This is a genomic window from Actinopolymorpha sp. B11F2 (genome assembly GCF_040195635.1).
In the GTDB taxonomy this organism is placed as follows: Bacteria; Actinomycetota; Actinomycetes; order Propionibacteriales; family Actinopolymorphaceae; genus Thermasporomyces.
The window spans coordinates 319,297-341,098 of record NZ_JBEFTX010000001.1 but is presented as its reverse complement, the minus strand read 5'-3'; the positions used below and the strand labels follow the sequence as shown (position 1 = coordinate 341,098).

The 21,802-nt window shown below is 69.2% G+C and carries 18 protein-coding genes; 13 read left to right on the top strand and 5 right to left on the bottom strand.

Annotated elements, in window-relative coordinates; genetic code table 11:
• Positions 1-58 precede the first annotated feature (58 nt).
• Complete coding sequence (locus ABN034_RS01555; protein WP_349689161.1) at positions 59-805, bottom strand: DUF554 domain-containing protein; 747 nt, start codon at positions 803-805, stop codon at positions 59-61.
• 359 nt (positions 806-1,164) lie between these two features.
• On the opposite strand from ABN034_RS01555, the gene ileS reads away from it, so the two are divergent.
• On the top strand, positions 1,165-4,311 hold the full coding sequence (gene ileS, locus ABN034_RS01550; protein ID WP_349689160.1) for an isoleucine--tRNA ligase: 3,147 nt from the start codon (positions 1,165-1,167) through the stop codon (positions 4,309-4,311).
• Positions 4,312-4,410: 99 nt separating this feature from the next.
• Here the strand turns inward: ileS and ABN034_RS01545 are convergent, their stop codons facing one another.
• Positions 4,411-4,818, bottom strand: coding sequence for a PaaI family thioesterase (locus ABN034_RS01545; RefSeq protein WP_349328049.1), 408 nt, complete (start codon positions 4,816-4,818; stop codon positions 4,411-4,413).
• Positions 4,819-4,969: 151 nt separating this feature from the next.
• Between ABN034_RS01545 and polA the strand changes: the two genes are divergently transcribed.
• A complete protein-coding gene (gene polA, locus ABN034_RS01540) occupies positions 4,970-7,624 on the top strand; it encodes a DNA polymerase I (RefSeq protein ID WP_502878953.1) in 2,655 nt (884 codons plus the stop codon).
• A gap of 117 nt (positions 7,625-7,741) precedes the next feature.
• On the opposite strand, the gene ABN034_RS01535 is transcribed toward polA, so the two are convergent.
• On the bottom strand, positions 7,742-8,596 hold the full coding sequence (locus ABN034_RS01535; protein ID WP_349689159.1) for a class I SAM-dependent methyltransferase: 855 nt from the start codon (positions 8,594-8,596) through the stop codon (positions 7,742-7,744).
• Between the two features lie 23 nt (positions 8,597-8,619).
• On the opposite strand from ABN034_RS01535, the gene ABN034_RS01530 reads away from it, so the two are divergent.
• From ABN034_RS01530 to rpsA, 3 genes are all read left to right on the top strand, one after another.
• Entirely contained in the window at positions 8,620-9,939 is a 1,320-nt protein-coding gene (locus ABN034_RS01530; protein ID WP_349689158.1) for a M18 family aminopeptidase, read from the top strand.
• Positions 9,940-9,941: 2 nt separating this feature from the next.
• The gene (locus ABN034_RS01525; RefSeq protein ID WP_349689157.1) at positions 9,942-11,033 is read left to right on the top strand and encodes a phosphotransferase family protein; all 1,092 of its coding nucleotides are present in this window, start codon (positions 9,942-9,944) and stop codon (positions 11,031-11,033) included.
• A 293-nt stretch (positions 11,034-11,326) separates the two neighbouring features.
• Positions 11,327-12,826 (top strand): 30S ribosomal protein S1, encoded by a 1,500-nt coding sequence (rpsA, locus tag ABN034_RS01520; RefSeq protein WP_349328053.1) that lies wholly within the window; start codon positions 11,327-11,329, stop codon positions 12,824-12,826.
• Positions 12,827-12,914: 88 nt separating this feature from the next.
• Here the strand turns inward: rpsA and ABN034_RS01515 are convergent, their stop codons facing one another.
• Positions 12,915-13,292 carry a hypothetical protein gene (locus tag ABN034_RS01515; RefSeq protein ID WP_349689156.1) on the bottom strand — a complete coding sequence of 126 codons (378 nt, stop codon included), beginning with the start codon at positions 13,290-13,292 and terminating at the stop codon, positions 12,915-12,917.
• Between the two features lie 288 nt (positions 13,293-13,580).
• Between ABN034_RS01515 and ABN034_RS01510 the strand changes: the two genes are divergently transcribed.
• The 7 genes from ABN034_RS01510 to ABN034_RS01480 all read left to right on the top strand — a co-directional run bounded on the left by ABN034_RS01510 (position 13,581) and on the right by ABN034_RS01480 (position 20,473).
• A complete protein-coding gene (locus ABN034_RS01510) occupies positions 13,581-14,150 on the top strand; it encodes a hypothetical protein (RefSeq protein ID WP_349328055.1) in 570 nt (189 codons plus the stop codon).
• Positions 14,151-14,192: 42 nt separating this feature from the next.
• Positions 14,193-14,816 carry a dephospho-CoA kinase gene (gene coaE / locus ABN034_RS01505; protein WP_349689155.1) on the top strand — a complete coding sequence of 208 codons (624 nt, stop codon included), beginning with the start codon at positions 14,193-14,195 and terminating at the stop codon, positions 14,814-14,816.
• A gap of 63 nt (positions 14,817-14,879) precedes the next feature.
• Positions 14,880-16,988, top strand: coding sequence for an excinuclease ABC subunit UvrB (gene uvrB, locus ABN034_RS01500; RefSeq protein WP_349689154.1), 2,109 nt, complete (start codon positions 14,880-14,882; stop codon positions 16,986-16,988).
• Between the two features lie 36 nt (positions 16,989-17,024).
• A complete protein-coding gene (locus ABN034_RS01495) occupies positions 17,025-17,249 on the top strand; it encodes a hypothetical protein (RefSeq protein WP_349689153.1) in 225 nt (74 codons plus the stop codon).
• Positions 17,250-17,374: 125 nt separating this feature from the next.
• A complete protein-coding gene (locus tag ABN034_RS01490; protein ID WP_349689152.1) occupies positions 17,375-18,178 on the top strand; it encodes an inositol monophosphatase family protein in 804 nt (267 codons plus the stop codon).
• Between the two features lie 119 nt (positions 18,179-18,297).
• Positions 18,298-18,432 (top strand): hypothetical protein, encoded by a 135-nt coding sequence (locus tag ABN034_RS01485; protein ID WP_349689151.1) that lies wholly within the window; start codon positions 18,298-18,300, stop codon positions 18,430-18,432.
• A gap of 34 nt (positions 18,433-18,466) precedes the next feature.
• The gene (locus tag ABN034_RS01480; RefSeq protein WP_349689150.1) at positions 18,467-20,473 is read left to right on the top strand and encodes a hypothetical protein; all 2,007 of its coding nucleotides are present in this window, start codon (positions 18,467-18,469) and stop codon (positions 20,471-20,473) included.
• On the opposite strand, the gene ABN034_RS01475 is transcribed toward ABN034_RS01480, so the two are convergent.
• Positions 20,474-20,824, bottom strand: a complete 351-nt coding sequence (locus ABN034_RS01475) for a hypothetical protein (protein WP_349689149.1) — start codon at positions 20,822-20,824, stop codon at positions 20,474-20,476. It abuts the gene before it with no gap.
• Positions 20,825-20,959: 135 nt separating this feature from the next.
• On the opposite strand from ABN034_RS01475, the gene ABN034_RS01470 reads away from it, so the two are divergent.
• On the top strand, positions 20,960-21,772 hold the full coding sequence (locus tag ABN034_RS01470; protein WP_349689148.1) for a class I SAM-dependent methyltransferase: 813 nt from the start codon (positions 20,960-20,962) through the stop codon (positions 21,770-21,772).
• Positions 21,773-21,802: the final 30 nt, after the last annotated feature.

Below are 21,802 nucleotides of genomic sequence, written 5' to 3'. Positions count from 1 at the left end.
CGGCAGCAGCCGATGATCGTCGGTCATCACCCTGGGCCATGAGGCCGGCGGAGCCCCGTCAGCGCACCCACACCACGACGGCGGTGACGAGCGGGGCGGCGACCAGGGCGGGGAGGAGGTCGCCGACCGGCAGCTGCTTGATCCGCAGGAGGCGCAGCGCGACGCCCACCAGAAGCAGCCCTCCGGTCGCCGTGAGCGCCGAGATCTGGGCCTCACTGAGGAACTCGCCGGCGGCGGCACCCACCAACGTGAGCCCGCCTTGGATAACGAGAACGGCGAGGGCGGACGCCGCGACTCCCCACCCGAACGACGTCGCGAACGCGATGGCGGCGAAGCCGTCCAGGGCCGCCTTGAGGGCGAGCTGGTCCGACCCGCGACCGAGGCCGTCGGAGATCGACCCGAGCACGGTGAGCGGGCCGACGCAGAACACCAGCGAGGCCGACACGAACCCCTCGACGAACCGACGCCGCTCGGCCGAGGCTGACCCGGCGGAGAGCCGACGCTGGAGCGCGTGGCCGAGGCCTTCGAGCCTGGTCTCCAGGCGCAGGAGCGACCCGACGACGCCGCCCAGCACCAGCGAGGTGAGGATGATCAGGATCGGTGCACTGTCGCCGACGGCCGCGATCAACGCCCGGTCGCGCACCGCGAACGCCGCGAATGCCGCGATCAGCAGCGTGACCAGGCCCAGGGCGTCGGTCACGACGTCCCGCGTGCGCTGCGGCAGCCGGTGGCCGAGCAGGACACCGAGGGTCGCGCCCACCAGGACCGTGACGACGTTGAGGAGCGTCCCGAAGCCAGGAAACACGCCCGGAGACTACCCGGGCCAAACTGGGGCGACTGATCCAGGACCGGGTGGTTACCCTTGGGCGTACAGGCATCGACCCGGCCATCACCGGCGAGCCTTCCGGAAGAACGGGATCCCTCCCCAACGACGCGCCGCCACGGCAGCCGTCCGGACGGAACGAGACGGATCCTCACTAGACCCGGACGGGTCCGGCCCGTCACAGCCGGCCAACGAGCGGGTCCGACCGCGCGCCTTCAAGGGCGGGCACCGGGCCAAGCGAGGTGGTACCGCGGGCGGTCACCCATCGGGGGTTTCCTCGCTCGTCCTCGCACCAGATTCCGCAGGACAGCCTGCGGTGGTGAGGCGAGGACGAGGCGACGATGTATCCGCGACACCGCGACGATGCGGCAACCCCGGCCCCCGACGCGTCCAGTACGACGTTGCCGGCGACGCCGTCCTTCCCTGAGCTCGAGCGCGAGGTGCTGGAGTACTGGGAGGCGGACAAGACCTTCCAGGCGAGCATCGACCAGCGGGATCCGGGCCCGAACGGCTCCAACGAGTTCGTGTTCTACGACGGTCCGCCATTCGCGAACGGGCTGCCGCACTACGGCCACCTGCTGACGGGCTACGTCAAGGATCTTGTGCCGCGCTACCAGACGATGCGCGGACGCCGGGTCGAACGCCGGTTCGGGTGGGACTGTCACGGTCTCCCCGCCGAGGTGGAAGCCGAGCGCGAGTTGGGCATCTCGACCAAGCGGGAGATCGTCGACCTCGGCGTCGAGCGGTTCAACGCCGCGTGCCGGACCTCGGTCCTGCGCTACACGTCGGAGTGGGAGCGCTACGTCACCCGGCAGGCGCGCTGGGTCGACTTCGCCGGCGACTACAAGACCCTCGACGTTTCGTACATGGAAAGCGTTCTGTGGGCGTTCAAGACGTTGTACGACAAAGGCCTGATCTACGAGGGTTTTCGCGTCCTGCCGTACTGCTGGCGCTGCGAGACGCCGCTGTCGAACACCGAGACCCGGATGGATGACGTCTACCGCGACCGGCACGACCCCGCCGTCACGGTCGCGTTCGAGGTGGAGACGGGGGAGCGGCTGCTGGTCTGGACGACCACTCCGTGGACGCTGCCGTCCAATCTGGCGGTCGCCGTCGGACCGGACATCGACTACGCCGTGGTGGAGTCCGACGGGGTGCGCTATGTGCTGGCGGAGTCCCGGTTGGCGGCGTACGACAACGAACTCGGCGGCGCGGCACGCGTCGGCACCCTGCGCGGCTCGGAGCTCGTCGGCCGCCGTTACACGCCACTGTTCGACTTCCTGGCCGACACGCCGAACGCCTTCCAGGTGCTCGGTGCCGAGTTCGTCTCGACCGAGGACGGTACCGGTGTCGTCCACCTCGCACCGGCGTACGGCGAGGAGGACCAGGCCGCCTGCGACCTGGCCGACATCCCCACCGTGGTGACGGTCGACGACCACACGCGGTTCACCTCGGTGGTCCCGAGCTACGAAGGCCTGCAGGTCTTCGAGGCCAACCAGCCGATCGTCCGCGACCTGAAGCAGCGCGGCGTGCTGCTGCGCCACGACACCTACACCCACAGCTATCCGCACTGCTGGCGCTGTGACACGCCGCTGGTCTACAAGGCGGTGTCGAGTTGGTTCGTCGAGGTGACGCGGTTCCGCGACCGGATGATCGAGCTGAACCAGCAGATCGACTGGACGCCCGCGCACGTGAAGGACGGGTCGTTCGGCACCTGGTTGGCGGGCGCCCGCGACTGGTCGATCAGCCGCAACCGCTTCTGGGGTTCGCCGATCCCGGTGTGGAAGTCCGACGACCCTGCCTACCCACGCGTGGACGTCTACGGTTCGCTCGCCGAACTGGAGCAGGACTTTGGTGTCCGCGTGACCGACCTGCACCGGCCGTTCGTCGACGAGCTGACCCGGCCGAACCCCGACGACCCGACCGGACGCTCGACGATGCGCCGCGTGCCCGAGGTGCTGGACTGCTGGTTCGAGTCAGGGTCGATGTCGTTCGCCCAGGTGCACTACCCGTTCGAGAACGCCGACTGGTTCGAGGACCACTATCCGGGCGACTTCATCGTGGAGTACGTCCCGCAGACCCGCGGGTGGTTCTACACCCTGCACGTCCTCGCGACGGCACTCTTCGACCGGCCGGCGTTCCGGCACTGTGTCGTGCACGGGATCCTGCAGGGCGACGACGGGCGGAAGCTGTCGAAGAGCCTGCGCAACTATCCGGACGTCCACGAGGTTTTCGACCGGTACGGCGCCGACGCCATGCGGTGGGCGCTGCTGTCCTCGCCGGTGCTCCGCGGCGGCGACGCGATCGTGGCCGACTCGGCGTTCCGCGAGGCCGTACGTCAGGCGCTCAACCCGTTGTGGAACGCCTATTACTTCTTCACGCTGTACGCCAACGCCGAGGGCGTCGTCGCCCGCTGGCGTACCGACTCGCCGCACGTCCTCGACCGGTACGTCGTGGCGAAGCTCCACGACACCGTCGCCGCGACGACGAGAGCGTTGGATGCGTACGACATCTCCGGTGCGTACGCCGAGGTGCGCGCGTTCCTCGACGTCCTGACCAACTGGTACGTACGGCGGTCCCGGGAGCGCTTCTGGTCCGGCGACCGGGATGCGTTCGACACCCTCTCCACCGTGCTGGAGGTGGTGTGCCGGCTGGCGGCACCGCTGCTGCCGATGGTGTCGGAGGAGGTCTGGCGCGGACTCACGGGGGAGCGGTCGGTGCATCTGACGGACTGGCCGGAGGCCGACGACCTACCCGCCGACCCGGGACTGGTCGCCTCGATGGATGCCGTACGCCACGTCTGTTCGGCGGCGCTCGCCCTGCGCAAGGCGAAAGGGCTGCGGGTCCGGCTGCCACTCGCTTCGCTGACGGTGGCGGCGCCCGATGCCGCCGCTCTGCAGCCGTTCGCCGACCTGATCCGCTCGGAGGTCAACGTCAAGGCCGTCGTCCTCGAACCCGATGACGCGGCGCACTGCGAACGTGTCCTCTCGGTGGTGCCGCGGGCCCTGGGGCCGCGTCTCGGCAAGGACGTCCAGCGGGTGATCCGCGCCGTCAAGTCCGGCGACTGGTCGATGTCGGAGGCCGGGGTCGTCGCGGGAGGTGTGGCTCTGCGAGAGGGGGAGTACGAGCTCCGGCTGGTGCCGTCCGATCCCGAATCGTCCGCGGCGTTGCCCGGCGACGCCGGTGTGGTCGTGCTCGACACCGAGGTGACTCCCGACCTCACCGCCGAAGGGGTGGCGCGGGACGTGATCAGGGTCGTTCAGCAGGCCCGCCGGGCCGCTGGCCTCGACGTCTCCGACCGGATCCGTCTCGTGGTGGACTCACCCGACTCGGGTGTACGCACGGCGGTCGAGGCGCACCGCGACCTCGTGACGGGCGAGACGCTCGCGACGGAGCTGGAGTTCGGCGACGTACCCGGCGAAGCCGAGACCGCCGAGGTCGGCGACCAGTCCCCAGTCCGCGTCTCCGTCCACCGCGTCCTCCCGTGATCATGATCGTGATCATGAACGGTTTCCGGTTCCACAGCCCGAATTTGGCCCTCCCAGTCGTAGGAACTGGGCCTCAGGCCAGGCCGAGGCAACCGAGCATCAGGCTGGGCGGAGGTGACAGGTGAGGCGGACCGTGCAGACCCGGCGGTCCGCCTCGTCGGAGATCACCACCTCGTACGTCGCGATCGTGCTGCCTCGATGGACCGGTGTCGCGACGCCGTGGACGACACCGGACCGGACGGCGCGGTGATGGGTCGCGTTGAGGTCGACGCCGACCGCCACCTTGTCCGGCCAGGCGTACATCGTTGCCGCGAGCGACGCGAGCCCTTCGGCCAGTGCGCAGGAGGCGCCACCGTGGAGGAGCCCGAAGGGTTGGGTGTTGCCTTCGACCGGCATCGTCCCGGTACACCGGTCAGGCCCTGCCTCGACCACCTCGATGCCCAGCCGCTCGTGCAGGGGTGCCAGGGGGATGTCCGCGAGATCGAGCGCTTTGCCCGGATCCGTCATGCCCGCTCCTTCGTCGTCTGCTGCCACGCCTTGTCCGGCAGTGTCGGTGCCTGAGACTAGAGTCGCCTGCGTGGTTGTTCACGAAGCCTCCAACACAGATCAGCTCGGCGCCGACACGCCCGACACTGGCCAGGCCGATGCTCCGCGCCTGCTGCTGCTCGACGGCCATTCCCTGGCCTACCGTGCGTGGTTCGCGTTGCCGCCGGAAAACTTCTCGACCGCGACCGGCCAGACCACGAACGCGGTCTACGGCTTCACCTCGATGCTCATCAACATGATCCGCGACGAACAGCCGACCCACATCGCGGTGGCGTTCGACGTCGGGCGCAAGACGTTCCGGGCGGAGACCTTCGCCGAATACAAGGCCAACCGGCAGAAGACTCCCGACGAGTTCCGGAGCCAGCTCTCGCTGATCAAGGATGTCCTCGAGGCGCTCCGGATCCCGCACCTGGAGTCGGAGGGGTACGAAGCCGACGACATCATCGCCACGCTTGGCATCCGAGGTGTCGAGCTCGGCTATGACGTTCTCGTCTGTTCGGGCGACCGGGACACCTTCCAGCTCGTGTCGGACCGGCTCACGGTGATCTACCCGACCCGTGGCGTGTCCGAGGTGGCCCGCATCACCCCGGCGGAGGTCGAGCGGCGCTATGCCATCCCGCCGGAGCGCTATCCCGACCTGGCAGCCCTGGTCGGCGAGACCAGCGACAACCTGCCCGGAATCCCGGGGGTGGGGCCCAAGACGGCGGCGAAGTGGCTCAACCAGTACGGCTCACTCGATGACCTCGTCACCCATGTGGAGGACGTCAAGGGCAAGGCCGGTGAGTCGTTGCGTACGCACCTCGGTCAGGTCCTGCAGAACCGGCAGCTCAACGAACTCGTCCGCGACCTGACCCTGCCGCTCCAGCCGGTCGACCTGGTGATGCAGCCGTGGGACAGGGACGCCGTGCACCAGGTGTTCGACGCGCTGGAGTTCCGGGTGCTGCGTGACCGTCTCTTCGCGACCCTGCAGGCACCCGAGCCGGAGGCGGAGGAGGGGTTCGACGTCGCCGGCCAGAAGCTCGAGCCCGGCCAGCTGACCGGCTGGCTAGAGGAGCACGCGACCGGCGACGTCCGCACCGGCCTGCACGTCCAGGGCAGCTGGGGACGCGGCACCGGCGATGTCGCTGGGGTGGCCCTCGCGTCCTCCGACGGTACGGCGGCCTGGGTGGAGCCGGGTGAGCTCACGCCCGAGGACGACAAGGCCCTGGCCGACTGGCTGGCCGACGCCCGCCACGAGAAGGCGCTGCACGACGCCAAGGGCCCGATGCTCGCGTTGGCCGCGCGCGGGTGGGAGCTGCGCGGCGTCACCAGCGACACCGCGCTCTCGGCCTATCTCGTCCGCCCCGACCAGCGGTCCTACGACCTGGCCGACCTGACGCTGCGCTACCTGCGGCGCGAGCTGCGCTCGGAGGAGCCCGACAGCGGCCAGCTCAGTCTCGAGGGCGTCGACCATTGCGGTGTCGCGGACACGGCAATGGTGGCCGCCCGGGCGGTGATCGACCTCGCGGCCGCGCTCGACGACGACCTTGACGAGCGCGGTGGCGCCCGACTGCTGCGCGAGGTGGAGCTGCCCCTTGTCGACGTCCTCGCGCGCGTCGAGCAGGCGGGGATCTGCGTCGACGTGGAGCGGCTGTCGGGCCTCGAGGCACATTTCGCCGGGCAGGTGAAGCAGGCCGCCGACGAGGCCTACCGGGTGATCGACGAGGAGATCAACCTGGGCTCACCAAAGCAGCTGCAGGTCGTGCTGTTCGAGAAGCTCGGCATGCCCAAGACCAAGCGCACCAAGACCGGCTACACGACCGACGCCGAGGCTCTCCAACAGCTCTACGCCCAGACCGAACACCCGTTCCTGGCCCATCTGTTGGCCCACCGGGACGCGTCGAGACTGCGTTCGACCGTCGAGGGTCTGCTCAAGACGGTGAGCGACGACGGCCGGATCCACACGACGTTCAACCAGACCATCGCGGCGACCGGGCGACTGTCGTCGATGGATCCCAACCTGCAGAACATCCCGATCCGCACCGAGGAGGGCCGCCGGATCCGGGAGGCGTTCATCGTCGGCGTCGGCTACGAGTCCCTGCTCACCGCCGACTACAGCCAGATCGAGATGCGGATCATGGCCCACCTGTCGGCAGACGATGGCCTGATCGAGGCGTTCCACTCCGGCGAGGACTTCCATGCCGCGACCGCGTCACGAGTGTTCAGCGTGCCGGCTGCCGAGGTCACCCAGGAGATGCGGGCGAAGATCAAGGCGATGAACTACGGCCTCGCCTATGGTCTCTCCGCCTACGGCCTGTCCCAGCAGCTCCGCATCGAGACTGCCGAGGCGCGCGAGCTGATGGACGAATACTTCGAGCGCTTCGGCGGCGTACGCGACTACCTGCAGGGTGTGGTCGCCGCCGCCCGCAAGACCGGCTACACCGAGACGATGCTCGGCCGGCGCCGCTATCTCCCGGACCTCACCAGCGACAACCGCCAGCGGCGCGAGATGGCCGAACGCATGGCGCTGAACGCACCTATCCAGGGATCCGCGGCCGACATCATCAAGGTCGCGATGCTCGGCGTCGACAGGGCGCTGCGGGAGGAGAAGCTGCGGTCGCGGATGCTGCTCCAGGTCCACGACGAGCTGGTCCTGGAGGCGGCGCCCAGCGAGCGTGACCAGGTGGCAGAACTGCTCCGCCGCGAGATGGGTGGCGCAGCCGAGCTGACCGTTCCGCTCGACGTGTCCGTCGGTGAGGGCCGCACCTGGCACGAAGCCGGCCACTGACCTCGCCTGCTCTGCCGACGACGTTGAGGTGCCGCCCGCGCGGGCAACCTCTGCTCGGCCCTTGGCTGGCTCCCTGTGCCGCCCCGCCAGGCTAGACGGAATGCCTCTGCATACCGTCTAGCCGCGGTTGGCGCAGCTGAGGATCAGCGTTCCCGGGATGAGCCGGCCGCGTAGGGGACTCCAGCCTCCCCAGGTCCGCTCGTGACCGTCCGGCCACTCCGGCTCGACGAGATCGGTGAGGACGAAGCCCGCAGAGGTCAGCGCTCGGACCCAGTCGCCCAGTGTCCGGTGATGTTCGACGTAGGTGAGAGCGCCCCGCTCGTCGGTCTCGGCGTACGGCGTTCGGTCGAAGTAGGACTGCCGCACCACCAACCCGCGCGGGCCCGGGTCGTCGGGAAACGCCCACCTGACGGGATGGCTCACGCTGAAGACCCACCGCCCACCCCGCCGCACCACCCGCGCCACCTCGCCCATGACAGCGTCGACGTCCGCGACGAACGGCAGTGCGCCGTACGCCGAGCAGGCGAGGTCGAAGCTCGCGTCCGCGAACGGCAGGGCGCCCGCGTCGCCGCACACCACTGGCACCCCCACGCCGGTCACCTCGTCGAGTCGTCGAGAGTGCTGCAGCTGGCGCAACGACAGGTCCACCCCCACCGCGACAGCGCCCTGCGTACGCAACCACCGTGCACACTGCCCGGCACCACAGCCGACTTCGAGCACGCCACGGCCGTGGACGTCACCGAGCAGTCGGGCGTCTGCTTCGTCGAGCCCTTCCGGTCCCCAGACAAAGCCGGAATCTCCCAAGAAGTCCCCGTGCTCGCTCTGGTACCCGTCGGCACTGGCGTCCCACCAACCGCGATTGGCATGGACGCTTGCTGCGGGCGCGTACGGATCACTCACCCGATCGCCCGCCATCTCGCCCGCCATCTCCCACCGGCTCGCCGGGTGCAGGCACGATGCGCCTCCTGTCACGTCAGGCTTCTAGGATGCTCGACATGACCGCCGCCCGAGCCGATGACCAGTCTGTCGACCCGTTCTTCCACGCCGACGACCTGTGCACGTTCGTCGACGCGGCCCCTTCGCCTTACCACGCATGTGCCGAGGTGGCCGACCGCCTGGAGGCTGTCGGCTTCACCGCGCTGAACGAGACGGCCCGCTGGCCCCGCGAACCCGGGCGCTTCTACACGCTCCGGGCGGGATCCCTGGTGGCCTGGAGCACCGAGACCGCACACGGCCCCGGCACATCGTTCCGCATCGTCGGGGCTCACACCGACAGTCCCAACCTGCGGATCAAACCGCATCCGGACACCAGCCGGGCGGGCTGGCAGCTCCTTGCCGCCGAGCCCTACGGCGGCCCGCTGCTCAACTCCTGGCTCGACCGCGACCTGGGCCTGTCTGGACGGGTGTCGGTCCGTACGCCCGAAGGGGTCGCCGAGCACCTGCTCAAGGTCGATCGGCCGATCGTCCGGGTTCCCCAGCTGGCGATCCATCTCGATCGGGAGATCCGCGAGACCGGTGTCCGGCTCAATCCCCAGCAGCATCTCTTCCCCGTCTGGGGTGTCGGCACCTCTCCGGGTGACTTCGCCGGCTTCGTGGCGGAGGAGTTGAAGGTCGAGCCGTCCGACGTCCTCGGCTGGGAGCTCATGACCCACGACCTGGCTCCGAGCCGTCGGATCGGGCGGGACGGCGATCTTGTGAGCGCGCCACGCCTTGACAATCTGGGCACGACCTACGCCGGGCTCCAGGCGCTGCTGCGGGCCGTCCAGGCACCGGCCGAGGGTAGCGTCCCCGTTCTTGTCCTCTTCGACCACGAGGAGGTCGGCAGCGTCTCCGACCGGGGTGCCGCTTCGACCCTGCTGCCGGCCGTGCTCGAACGGATCGTCCTCGCGGCCGGGGGCGACCGGGAGGACCTGCTCCGAGCGCTGGCCGGCTCGATCTGCGCTTCCGGTGACATGGCCCATGCGACCCACCCCAACTATGCCGAACGTCATGAGCCCCAGCACCCGATCCGGATCAACGCCGGGCCGGTGCTGAAGGTCAACGTCAACCTGCGGTACGCCACGGACGCCCGCGGCACCGGGGCGTTCGTCCACGCGTGCGAGCAGGCCGGCGTACCGCTGCAACGCTTCGTCAACCGTGCGGACCTCCCCTGCGGCTCCACGGTCGGTCCGATGACCGCGGCCGGCGTCGGCGTCACCACGGTCGACGTGGGCGCGCCCCAGCTGGCGATGCACTCGGCGCGGGAGATGTGCGGCGCGGCGGATCCGGGCATGTACGTCGATGCACTCGCCGCGTTCCTGACCCCGGCGAACTGACGATGGTGGCCGACGACACCTCGGCTCACGACCCTGACCAGGGGGAAATCCCCAGCCCTGGTCGCAGCCCCAGCCCCGGTCGCAGCCCCAGCCCCGGTCGCAGCCCCAGCCCCGGTCGCAGCCCCAGCCCTGGTCGCAGCCCCAGCCCCGGACTCACGCCGCCGCCTGGACCCCTGCTCAGCGCGGCCCGCGACCTCCTCGGTGCAGATGCCCGACCGCTCTCCGGTGGCTACAGCGGAGAGACCTTCCTGGTGGGGGCACCGGGGGAGGAGGCGGTACTCCGTCTGTACGTCCGAAACCCGGACCGGGCCGTGGTTGACGCCGCTCTCCACTCCCTCCTGCGTGACCTGATCCCGGTGCCGCGCGTCCTCGAGATGCGTACGCAGGGACCCGCTCCGGCCGCTCCGGCGTTCCTGCTGACGGAGCGACTGCCCGGCGAACGCATGGATCTCTGGCTCGCCGAAGCGCCTCGGGCCAAGCGCCGGGCGGCGGGCGAGAGCGCCGGCCGTCTCCTCGCGCGCCTGGCCGGCGTTCCGTTCCTGCGGTCCGGGCAGTTCGTGGGGGCCGATCTGGCGGTCCAGCCGTGGCCGACCAGCGGTGCTGGCCTCGAAGACTGGGTGGAGGCGCACCGCGGCCGCGGTGCTTTTGCCCAGTGGTCGGACGATGACATGGCGGGGCTGCTCGAAGTCGCCCGGTACGCCCAGGATCTGCTCGACGCCGCGCCTGACCGGACGTGTCTCGCCCACAGTGACGTCAACCCGAAGAACCTGCTCGTCGACCCCACGTCCGGGGAGATCACCGGGCTCGTCGACTGGGAGTACGCACACAGCGGATCGCCCTACACCGACGTCGGCAACCTGTTGAGGTTCGAGACTGACGAGGCGTTCTGCACGGCCGTCGTCGCCACCTTCGCCGCTCAGGCTCCTGCCGTCTCGCCGCAGTTCGTCGAGCTCGGCCGAGCGGTCGATCTCCTCGCCCTGGTCGACCTGGCCGCCCGGGACGGGGGAACTCCGGTCGTCGATCAGGCGTGCCGGCTTCTGCGCGAGATGAGCCGATACCGTAACCTTGCCGCTGGCCGTCCGACATGGCGCTGAAACAGCCGCGTCGAAGACTCGAAAGAGCACGCCCGGAGGGAACCCAGCCGGGTTTCACTGCGTTGATCTTTGCCCGTTACGCGGGGTTGCGTTGACCCTGATCACAGGGCCCCCGTATCCTGACATGAGCGTTGTGGGCCTGTGCGACCTCGGACGGAGCAGGCTCGCGCTCTTACCTGTCGAAATCACCCGGTTCCGGCGCCAGGCAGCGACGAGGACTCTCTCGGCAGTTTGATCCAAGGGTCCACGCGCGCAGGAGACGACGACCACGCCATATCGGAGCCACCATCCAGATGACGAGCAGCATCGAGGCCCCGCTGAACGACACAGCACCGGCCCAGCAGGAGACGCCGCAGGTAGCGGTGAACGACGTGGGTTCGGAGGAGGCCTTCCTCGCCGCGATCGACGAGACAATCAAGTACTTCAATGACGGTGACATTGTCGAAGGCACCGTCGTCAAAGTCGACCGGGACGAGGTCCTGCTCGACATCGGCTACAAGACCGAGGGCGTGATACCGGCTCGCGAGCTGTCGATCAAGCACGACGTCGACCCGAGCGACGTGGTGAAGGTCGGCGACCCAGTCGAGGCGCTGGTCCTGCAGAAGGAGGACAAGGAAGGCCGGCTGATCCTGTCCAAGAAGCGCGCGCAGTACGAACGCGCCTGGGGCACGATCGAGCAGATCAAGGAGGAGGACGGCGTCGTCACCGGCACCGTCATCGAGGTCGTCAAGGGCGGTCTCATCCTCGACATCGGTCTGCGCGGCTTCCTGCCGGCCTCTCTCGTCGAGATGCGACGGGTGCGTGACCTGCAGCCCTACGTCGGGCGGGAGCTCGAAGCCAAGATCATCGAGCTGGACAAGAACCGGAACAACGTCGTCCTGTCCCGGCGCGCGTGGCTCGAGCAGACCCAGAGCGAGGTCCGGCAGAACTTCCTGCACCAGCTGCAGAAGGGCCAGATCCGCAAGGGCGTCGTGTCGAGCATCGTCAACTTCGGCGCGTTCGTCGACCTCGGCGGTGTCGACGGCCTGGTGCACGTCTCCGAGCTGTCGTGGAAGCACATCGACCACCCGAGCGAGGTCGTCGAGGTCGGTCAGGAGGTCACTGTCGAGGTTCTCGACGTCGACCTTGACCGCGAGCGGGTGTCCCTGTCGCTGAAGTCGACGCAGGAAGACCCGTGGCAGCAGTTCGCGCGGATGCACCAGATCGGCCAGATCGTGCCGGGCAAGGTCACCAAGCTGGTGCCGTTCGGCGCGTTCGTCCGGGTCGACGACGGCATCGAGGGCCTGGTCCACATCTCCGAGCTGGCCGAGCGGCACGTGGAGATCCCGGAGCAGGTCGTCCAGGTCGGCAACGACGTGATGGTCAAGATCATCGACATCGACCTGGAGCGGCGCCGGATCTCGCTGTCGCTCAAGCAGGCCAACGAGGGTGCCGAGGCGATCGGAGAGCACTTCGACCCGACGCTCTACGGCATGGCTGCCGAGTACGACGACCAGGGCAACTACAAGTACCCCGACGGCTTCGACTCCGAGACGGGTGAGTGGCTCGAAGGTTTCGAGCAGCAGCGCGACCAGTGGGAGCGGGAGTACGCCGAGGCCCACCAGCGCTGGGAAGCTCACAAGAAGCAGATCGAGGCGGCCCAGCAGGCCGAGTTGGACGAGGGCGGCGAGGAGTCGTCGGCGGCCGCACCGTCGTCCTACGCCTCCAGCGAGCCCGCCAAGCCGGCGGAGGGCACGCTCGCGTCCGACGAGGCGCTGGCAGCACTCCGGGAGAAGCTCACCGGCCAGGGCTAGGACCACCTGCGAACCCGCACGGGACTCGCACGCCGAGAAGGCCCCGTCCGCGAGGACGGGGCCTTCTCGGCGTCATGGGCGTGGCGGGTCAGCGCCGGCGGCGGCCCGCCAGGCCGCCCAGGGCGAAGATCAGGTTGATGGACACGATCGCCCCCCAGATCAACAGGACCAGGGCGACACTCGTATCGGCGGCGATCGCGGTGAGTGGGATCGACATGACGATCGACACGATCGCGAGCGCGAGCGCCTGACCAGAACGCAGCGAGGCGGCCTTCGCGAGGGCCTTCTCGTGTGCACCGGCGTCGCCGACTCGCTTCGCCACTTCGTCGGCGACCCGCGCCTCGATGGCCTTATCGATGCGTTCGACGAAGGACTCGACGATCGCGGGCTCGTACTCCGCGCCCAGGTCACGGCGGGTCTGCAGCGCGGCCTCGGCCTCGTCGCGCGGGATCTCCACATCAGCCATGGATCTCGTTATACATCGCGATGCGTACTTCCCGCGAGGTCGCAGACAAATGTCAGGGTCCACCAAGGACCGCCCGACCTACCGGCCGGACCGTGCCCTGCGCCTCTGGGCGATTGATGGTGAGCCGTCCGGAATCCGGTAGGAACCGCCGTATCTGCTGGGGATTTCGCCGTACCGCCCGACCTGGCAGGGCCGGATGGCCACCTGCACAGCCGGAAAGGTCTCAATGCGGAGCACCACTTTGTCGCGCCCCTGTCCGGACGCTGTCTTGTCGGCGACACTGGGGGTGTGCACGAGCTCGGATGGCAACCAGCGGGCGTTGGGCTGTTCGTTCCCGGACGCCGGGACGACGCCTTGGTTGCCGAGGTGCGCGATGTGGTCACCCGGCTCGACGGGCTGCACGATCCGGTCGTACGCAGATGCTCGCCGATGACCTCTCTCGCCCTACTCGATGCCGACCCGATCGAGGTCGTCGTGGACGGCTCGGTGTTCGAGCGTCCCTACACCGACGAGAAGGTCGCCTACGAGCTCGGCGACCGCCTGCGGGACCTGCTGATCGCGCTCGCGGTGACGCTGCGGCCGCTGTATGCCTCGGTCGTCCTCGAAGCTCCGTTCCTGTCGCCGAAGGATCTGCTGGTGACGCCTGAGCCCGACTTGTTCCTGGACGCCTGGTTCGACCTGTCCAGGCTGCATGTGGGGGTTGCTCAGGCCTACTCGGGCGCCCACGTCGAACAGGTCGGCGGTGGTCTCTACGTGTCGACCAGAGCGCCGTTCAATCCGGCGAGGTTCGACGAGCCCCTGGCGGTCAGCCTGGAGCGGGCCCGGCGGGCGATGGCCCAGGTCGTGGCGCACGGCTGAGCCCCAGCCGAGCTCGGCCAGGTCGACCTGTCCTGATCACGGATGTCCGGTAGTCTCCGCGGCGTGCTGCGGGTGGGGCTGACCGGTGGGATCGGGTCGGGCAAGAGTGAAGTCGCCCGGGTGTGGGCGGGGCGTGGTGCCCTCGTCGTCGACGCGGATCGGTTGGCCCGCGAGGTCGTCGAGGTGGGCACGGATGGGCTGGCGAGCGTCGTTCAGGAGTTCGGCGGCAGGGTCGTCCGTCCGGACGGCTCTCTTGATCGCGCGGCTCTTGGCGAGATCGTGTTCGCCGACGCCGAGGCACGTAGGCGCCTGGAAGCGATCGTGCACCCACGGGTGCGGGCCCGGGCGGCCGACATCGAGGCGGCCGCGGACCGCGGGACCGTCGTCGTCCACGTCATCCCGCTCCTGGTGGAGACCGGGCAGGCCGACCGCTTCGACGTGGTGGTCGTGGTCGACGTGCCCGAGGACGTCCAGGTCGAACGCCTTCGCCGGACCCGCGGGATGACCGCCGGGGACGCCCGGTCCCGGATCGCCGCCCAGGCCGGCCGGGACGAACGCCTCGCCGCCGCCGACATCGTGATCGACAACGCCGGCGACCTGGATGATCTCCGTACGAAGGCCGACAGCGTGTGGGCGGAGCTGGAGAAGCGCGCCGCTTCAGCCTGACCGTGGCGGGCCTTCCCAGCCGGTGCGGGGCGCGTTGTCGGAGGGGCGGGCTACGGTGGCTTCATGCGTCCGCTCAACGACATCAGGCGCAACGTCGCCCCCTTCAAGGTCGTCTCCGACTTCGCGCCCTCCGGCGACCAGCCCCAGGCGATCGAGGACATCGCCCGCCGGATCGAGGCCGGTGAGCGGGACGTCGTGCTGCTGGGCGCGACCGGCACGGGCAAGACCGCGACCATCGCCTGGGTGGTGGAGCAGCTCCAGCGCCCGGTCCTCGTGATGGAACCCAACAAGACGCTGGCCGCGCAGTTCACCAACGAGCTGAAGCACTTCTTTCCCGACAACGCGGTCGAATACTTCGTCTCCTACTACGACTACTACCAGCCGGAGGCCTACGTCCCGCAGTCCGACACCTACATCGAGAAGGACTCCTCGATCAACGATGAGGTCGAGCGGCTGCGGCACTCCGCCACCAACTCCCTGCTGACCCGGCGTGACACGATCGTCGTCGCCTCGGTGTCGTGCATCTACGGCCTCGGTTCGGCGGATGAGTACCTCGGCCAGATGACCACCCTGAAGGTCGGCCACGAGGTCGAGCGCGACAAGCTCCTGCGCCGGCTGGTCGAGATGCAGTACTCCCGCAACGACGCTTCCGGAGCGCGCGGCACCTTCCGCGTCCGAGGCGACACCCTCGAGATCTTCCCGAAGTACGAAGAGATGGCCGTCCGGGTCGAGTTCTTCGGTGACGAGGTCGAGCGACTGTCGACGCTGCACCCGGTGACGGGCGAGATCCTCTCCGAGGACCAGGAAACCATGATCATGCCGGCGTCCCACTACGTTGCAGGTGCGGAGCGGATGGCCCGCGCGATCCGCGACATCGAGGTGGAGCTGGGCGAGCGGCTGCAGGAGCTGGAGCGGCAGGGCAAGCTGCTCGAGGCACAGCGGCTGCGGATGCGTACGACCTACGACATCGAGATGATGCAGCAGATCGGAACCTGTTCCGGCATCGAGAACTACTCGCGGCACATCGACGGCCGGGCCGCCGGATCGGCACCGCACTGCCTGCTCGACTACTTCCCCGAGGACTTCGTTCTCGTCATCGACGAGTCGCACGTGACAGTGCCGCAGATCGGGAGCATGTACGAAGGCGACATGTCCCGCAAGCGCACGCTGGTCGAGCACGGCTTCCGGCTGCCCTCGGCGATGGACAACCGCCCGCTGCGCTGGGAGGAGTTCCTCGAACGCATCGGGCAGACGGTCTACCTCTCCGCCACGCCGGGGTCGTACGAGATGGCGAAGGCCGACGGTGTTGCCGAACAGATCATCCGCCCCACGGGTCTCGTCGACCCGGAGGTCATCATCAAGAACACCAAGGGACAGATCGACGACCTCATCCACGAGATCCGGCTCCGCGAGGCGAAGTCCGAGCGGGTCCTGGTCACCACGCTCACCAAGAAGATGGCCGAGGACCTCACCGACTACCTCCTGGAGCAGGGCATCCGGGTGCGTTACCTGCACAGCGAGGTCGACACCCTGCGCCGGGTGGAGCTGCTGCGCGAGCTCCGGATGGGGGAGTACGACGTCCTGGTAGGCATCAACCTCCTCCGCGAGGGTCTCGACCTGCCGGAGGTGTCCCTGGTCGCGATCCTCGATGCCGACAAGGAGGGCTTCCTGCGTTCGGGCACGAGCCTGATCCAGACCATCGGCCGGGCAGCACGCAACGTCTCCGGCCAGGTGATCATGTACGCCGACTCGATCACCCCGTCGATGCAGAGCGCCATCGAGGAGACCAACCGGAGGCGGGCGAAGCAGGTTGCCTACAACAAGGCCAACGGCGTCGATCCGACCCCGCTGCGCAAGCGGATCGCCGACATCACCGACATGCTGGCGCGCGAGGACGCCGACACCCAGAAACTCCTGGGCGGTGGCGGCCGGCAGCAGACCCGCGGCAAGGCGCCGGTGCCTGAGCTGGCCAGCACGGGGGAGGCGGGGCGCCACGCCCGCGACCTCGCCGCGATGCCGGCAGCGGATCTCGCCGACCTCATCCAGCAGCTCAACGACCAGATGCGGGTCGCGGCCGAGCAGCTGCAGTTCGAGATCGCGGCCCGGCTCCGCGACGAGATCAGCGAGCTGAAGCGCGAGTTGAGGGGAATGCACGAGGCCGGCCTGAAGTGAGATGACGCGCGACGACAGCGGTAGCTCTCGGCCCCGATGCGAGCTGAGGCCGAGCGCTGGCTGCTCGCGGCCGGTTTTCGCCAGTGGGAGGCCGGCGAGTACACCTCCGAGCAGTTCGCCCGGTCCATCGAGCGCGAAGCGGTGCTCGTTGTGCGCCAGGGCACGCGGCTCGTCTCCACCGTGACGATCGCCCGCGACGACGGCTTCATCTGGGCGGGCTGGACACTGGCGGACCGGCGCACGGGCGGAACTGGACCGTGAAGACGACGGTCGGCAGACCGCTGGGAGGATTCGCATGACGGGGGCCGACGGCGATGCGATCATCGCCTCATCGCAACCAGCACCTCCCATGGCAGGCACGAGCGAGCGGTAGGAGACGGACAGCCATGAGTGCACGCTCGTACGACAAGGAGAGTGCGACGGCACTCGAACTCGCCGAATGGGCCAGCCAGCGGATCGTCCGCGGCCGCCCGACCGCGGTGACGACGAAGGCGCACGACGCCGACCTCGTGACGGAAACCGACCGCGAGATCGAACGCCATGTCCGGGCGGTGATCGAGGCCCGGTTCCCCGACCATGCCGTCGTCGGCGAGGAGTACGGCGGCGAGCCCGCGGACGGCGGAGGCCCGACGTGGTACGTCGACCCGGTGGACGGCACCACCAACTACGCCAGTGGCCTGCCGTGGTGTTCGTTCAGTCTCGCGTTGGCCGACGGTGCCGGACCGGTCGTTGGTGTCGTCGCGGATCCGTTCCGGAACGAGGTCTTCAGCGCGACCCGGGGCGGACCCGCCACCTGCAACGGTGTTCCCCTCCGCTGCCGGGACGTGTCGAGCCTGGCAGGCGAGGTCGTGGTCACGGAGTGGGCGTCCTACCGCCCGTGGCCCGGCATGGACGTCATGCTCGAGCGGCTGTCCGCGCAGCACTGCACGACCCGCATCATGGGCTCCTCGGCCCTCTCCCTGGTGAGTGTCGCGGCGGGGCGGGCGGCGGCTGGGGTGATCGGTGAGTTTCACCCGATCGACGTCCTCGCCGCAGTCTTCATCGCGGCGCGGGCCGGTGCCGTCGTCCGCGCGGAGGACGGCGGTGCCACGTTGTTTCCGGCCACCGGTGGCATCGCGGTCGCCGCACCAGGTGTGGCGACCGCGATGTGGAACGCGTGGGTGCCGGCTACGGCCGCACGATCTTGTTGAGAGATCAGGGTCGTTGGGCGAGCATTGACGCGTCAGCGTCGACACGGTGCCGCCCCGCGGTAGGTCGCGTGCGTTCCTGCGGTGCCGCCCTCGCATTCGCAGACGAACGGTGGGTCGAGATGAGCTTTCCTGGCGTTGCGGGTCCGGCGGCGCTCCACACCTGCGGAGGTGGCACGAGCCGATGCAGCCCGCTGAAGGCGTTCGCCGCGAGCGAGGGCTGGTACGACGACACGGTCGTCCCGGCCCTCGGCTAGGGGCGGGTCGGTCCGGGTCGTGGGGCGAGCAGGCATGTCATCCGCTGCATCCGCATTGGTGGTCGGCGAGTTCCTCGGGGGACTGCGCGACGAAGGGCCGGTCGAGACGCTGCCGAAGGCGACGGCATACGTCGCTGTCGAGGTCGGCGACGGGCTCAGGTATCGCGTCGAGCCAGGGTCGCTTGACGCGTCGGCGTACCTCACGGCCGACCTGCTGCTGGACGGAGTCCATCTCGCCGTCTTCCAGCTGACCCTGCGCGAGGGCGGGCACGGGCCGATCTTCGTCGTGAGCTTCGGCCTGCTCAACCAGTGCGGCGCCCGGATGCGGATCCCGCTTTCCGCTGCCGACCAGAAACAGTGGCTCCTCGGCCGCGAAGGCGCCTGGCTCAAGCCCTTGTGCTGGGGCGACGCCGTTGACGTCGCCCGGGTCGACCGGATCGAGCTGACCGTGCACCGTAAGGGGCCCGACCCGGTGCGCTGGTCGATGTCGCCGCTGTGCATGGCGCCGGACGCGCCGCCTCTGCTCGACAAGCCGTTGCTGCCTCGCGGCCCGCTGCTCGACGAACTCGGTCAGAGCACTCTGCACGACTGGCCGTCGAAGACCCGCAGTGTCGCCGAGGCGAGCGGTCGGCTCCGCCGGCAGCTGGCCGCCGCGGGGGATGCGCGCTGGCCTGCGGGCTACTCCTCGTGGGGCGGGTGGGCGGCGGGCCGCCGCGCGGCTACCGGCTACTTCCGGGCCGAGCACGACGGGCGGCGGTGGTGGCTGGTCGACCCCGCCGGGCACCTGTTCTGGTCCAGTGGGCCCAACTGCGTGCAAGGCGTCGTTGACAGTACGTGTACCGGCCTCGAGGCGGCACTCGAGTGGACGCCGCACCGCGCCGGCCCTTATGCGGATGCGATTCGTACGGGCCGGAACGGCTCCCTGGTCGTCAACTATCTGGGGACGAACCTGATCCGCGCGTTCGGGATGGGTGGCTGGTGGTCGGCATGGTCCGAGCTCGCACTCGCGACCCTGCGGCGGGCCGGGTTCAACACGGTGGCGAACTGGTCCGACTGGGAGATCGCGCGGGCCGCCGGCTTCCCGTACGTACGACCCCTCCAGCCGAGGTGGCGACGGACGCCGACCGTCTACCGCGACTTCCCCGACGTCTTCCATCCGGGGTTCGCGACCGACGCGGAGACCTTTGCCGAGCAGCTGCGCGACACCGCGGAGGATCCGGCGCTGATCGGCTACTTCCTCATGAACGAGCCGACCTGGGGCTTCGCGACCGAGACGCCGGCCGCCGGGATGGTACGAAGCCCCGGCAACTCGGCGACCCGACGGGAGCTCGTCGGTTGGCTCGCCGACCGCTACGGCGACGACGCCGGACTGTCCGCGCGTTGGGGAGGCAAGGCGAGCTTGACAGCGATCGGCGAGCGTCCCTGGTCGGGTGCGCTGACCACCGAGGCGGAGCAGGACCTCGCCGACTTCAGCGCGGTCATGGTGGCGAAGCTGTTCGACACGTTGAGCCGGGCCTGCCGGGCGGTCGACCCGCACCATCTGAACCTCGGCGCCCGTTACTACACGGTGCCGCCGGCCTGGGCGCTCGCGGGCATGGCGTCGTTCGACGTCTTCAGCATGAACTGCTACCGCGAGCGGGTGCCGGCGGCCGACCTCGCCAAGGTGAGCGACGCCCTCGGGCGCCCCATCCTCATCGGCGAGTGGCACTTCGGTGCCCTGGACGCAGGACTGCCGGCCAGTGGGATCGGCCATGTCCCCGACCAGGCTGCCCGGGGGCAGGCGTTCCGGGTCTATCTGGAGGACGCGGCGGCACAGCCGTGGTGCGTGGGCGCGCACTACTTCACGCTCTACGACCAGTCGGCGATCGGCCGTTTCGACGGCGAGAACTACAACATCGGCCTCGTCGACATCTGCCACCGGGAGTACGAACCCCTCGTGGCCGCGGCCCGGGAGAGCCACGCGGCGATGTATCCGGTCGCGCTCGGCCAGCGGGAGGCCTACGCCCGCGAGCCGGAGTACCTGCCGAAGCTCTTCCTCTGATCACGCCGACGACGCCTCGCCCGGACGCAGGGAGGCGGCCGGGTACCAGTTGGTCGCGCCGGTGGCATCGAGGCTCGCCCGGCCGTACCAGCCGTCGGACTCTCGTACCCACCAGTCGAGCCGGGCCGGCCACCAGCGGCCGTCGACGAGGACCAGGACCGGCCTGGCCGGGTTGACCTTCCGCGAGACGGTGGCACCGGCCTCCTGCGGGGACTGGCCGGAGTTCATGGTCGCCGCCAGCTCGGTCGCCTCGGGCTGGCCGAGGTCCTGTCGGCTGTGCCAACCATTGACCGCGGCGTCCCAGACGCCGTAACCCTTGGTTGTCTTGCGTACGGCGAACCGGTTGATCATGTGCTGTCCCTCTCGATCATGACCTGGGCAGGGCAGATCGAACTGACGTTCGAATGATAGCGCCTGCGGTGCGTCGCGCGCGGGACGGTCCGAGATGGCTGGTGCCGTCGATCCGGAATGGGCGAGAATCCGATGATGGTCGAGCCTGCGAAACACACGCGCCCGGAACTCGGCGAGGTCTTCGCGAATCCTGGGGTCGCGGATGCCTACGCACACCGCGCGCCGTACCCACCGGAGGTCTTCGACATCCTGGAGGAGCTGATCACCGAGGAACCGCGCGCGGTGCTCGACATCGGCGCGGGAGACGGAGCCATCGCCCGTCCACTCGCATCAAGAGTGGGCCAGGTCGACGCCGTCGACGTCTCGGCCGCGATGATCGAGGCGGGCCGCCGTCGCCCAGGAGGGGAGCGACCCAACCTGCGCTGGATAGTCGGTGCGGTGGAGACGGCGGAACTGGGCGGGCCGTACGCACTCGTGACTGCCGGGGCGAGCCTGCACTGGATGCGGTGGAGACTGACGTTGAACCGATTGGCCCGAGCGATGACTCCGCACGCGTACCTCGCCATCGTCGAGCACGGCCCTCGTGAGGTCCCCTGGCAGGACGATCTGGTCACGGTCATCAAGCGCCATTCACGTTACCCCGACTACGATCCCCGGTTCTCCGTCGTCGGGGCCCTTCAGCAGCGGGGCCTCCTCGAGCTGAGCGGCAGCGCCGAGAGTTCCCCGACGCCGTTCCGCCAGTCGGTCAGCGACTACGTGGAGCAGTTCCACTCGACGTCGTCCCTCGCCCGGGAACACATGTCGGAGCAGGAGGCAAGGGACTTCGATCTCGCCGTCGAGCAGGTGGTCCGGCCCTGGGCGCACGACGACACCCTCGAGCTGACGATCGTCGCCACCCTGGCCTGGGGTCGTCCCCGGCCAGCCGGGGATGCGGGGCGTCGCGAGTGAGGCGTGATGGGAGAGACAGGGCCTGAGGAT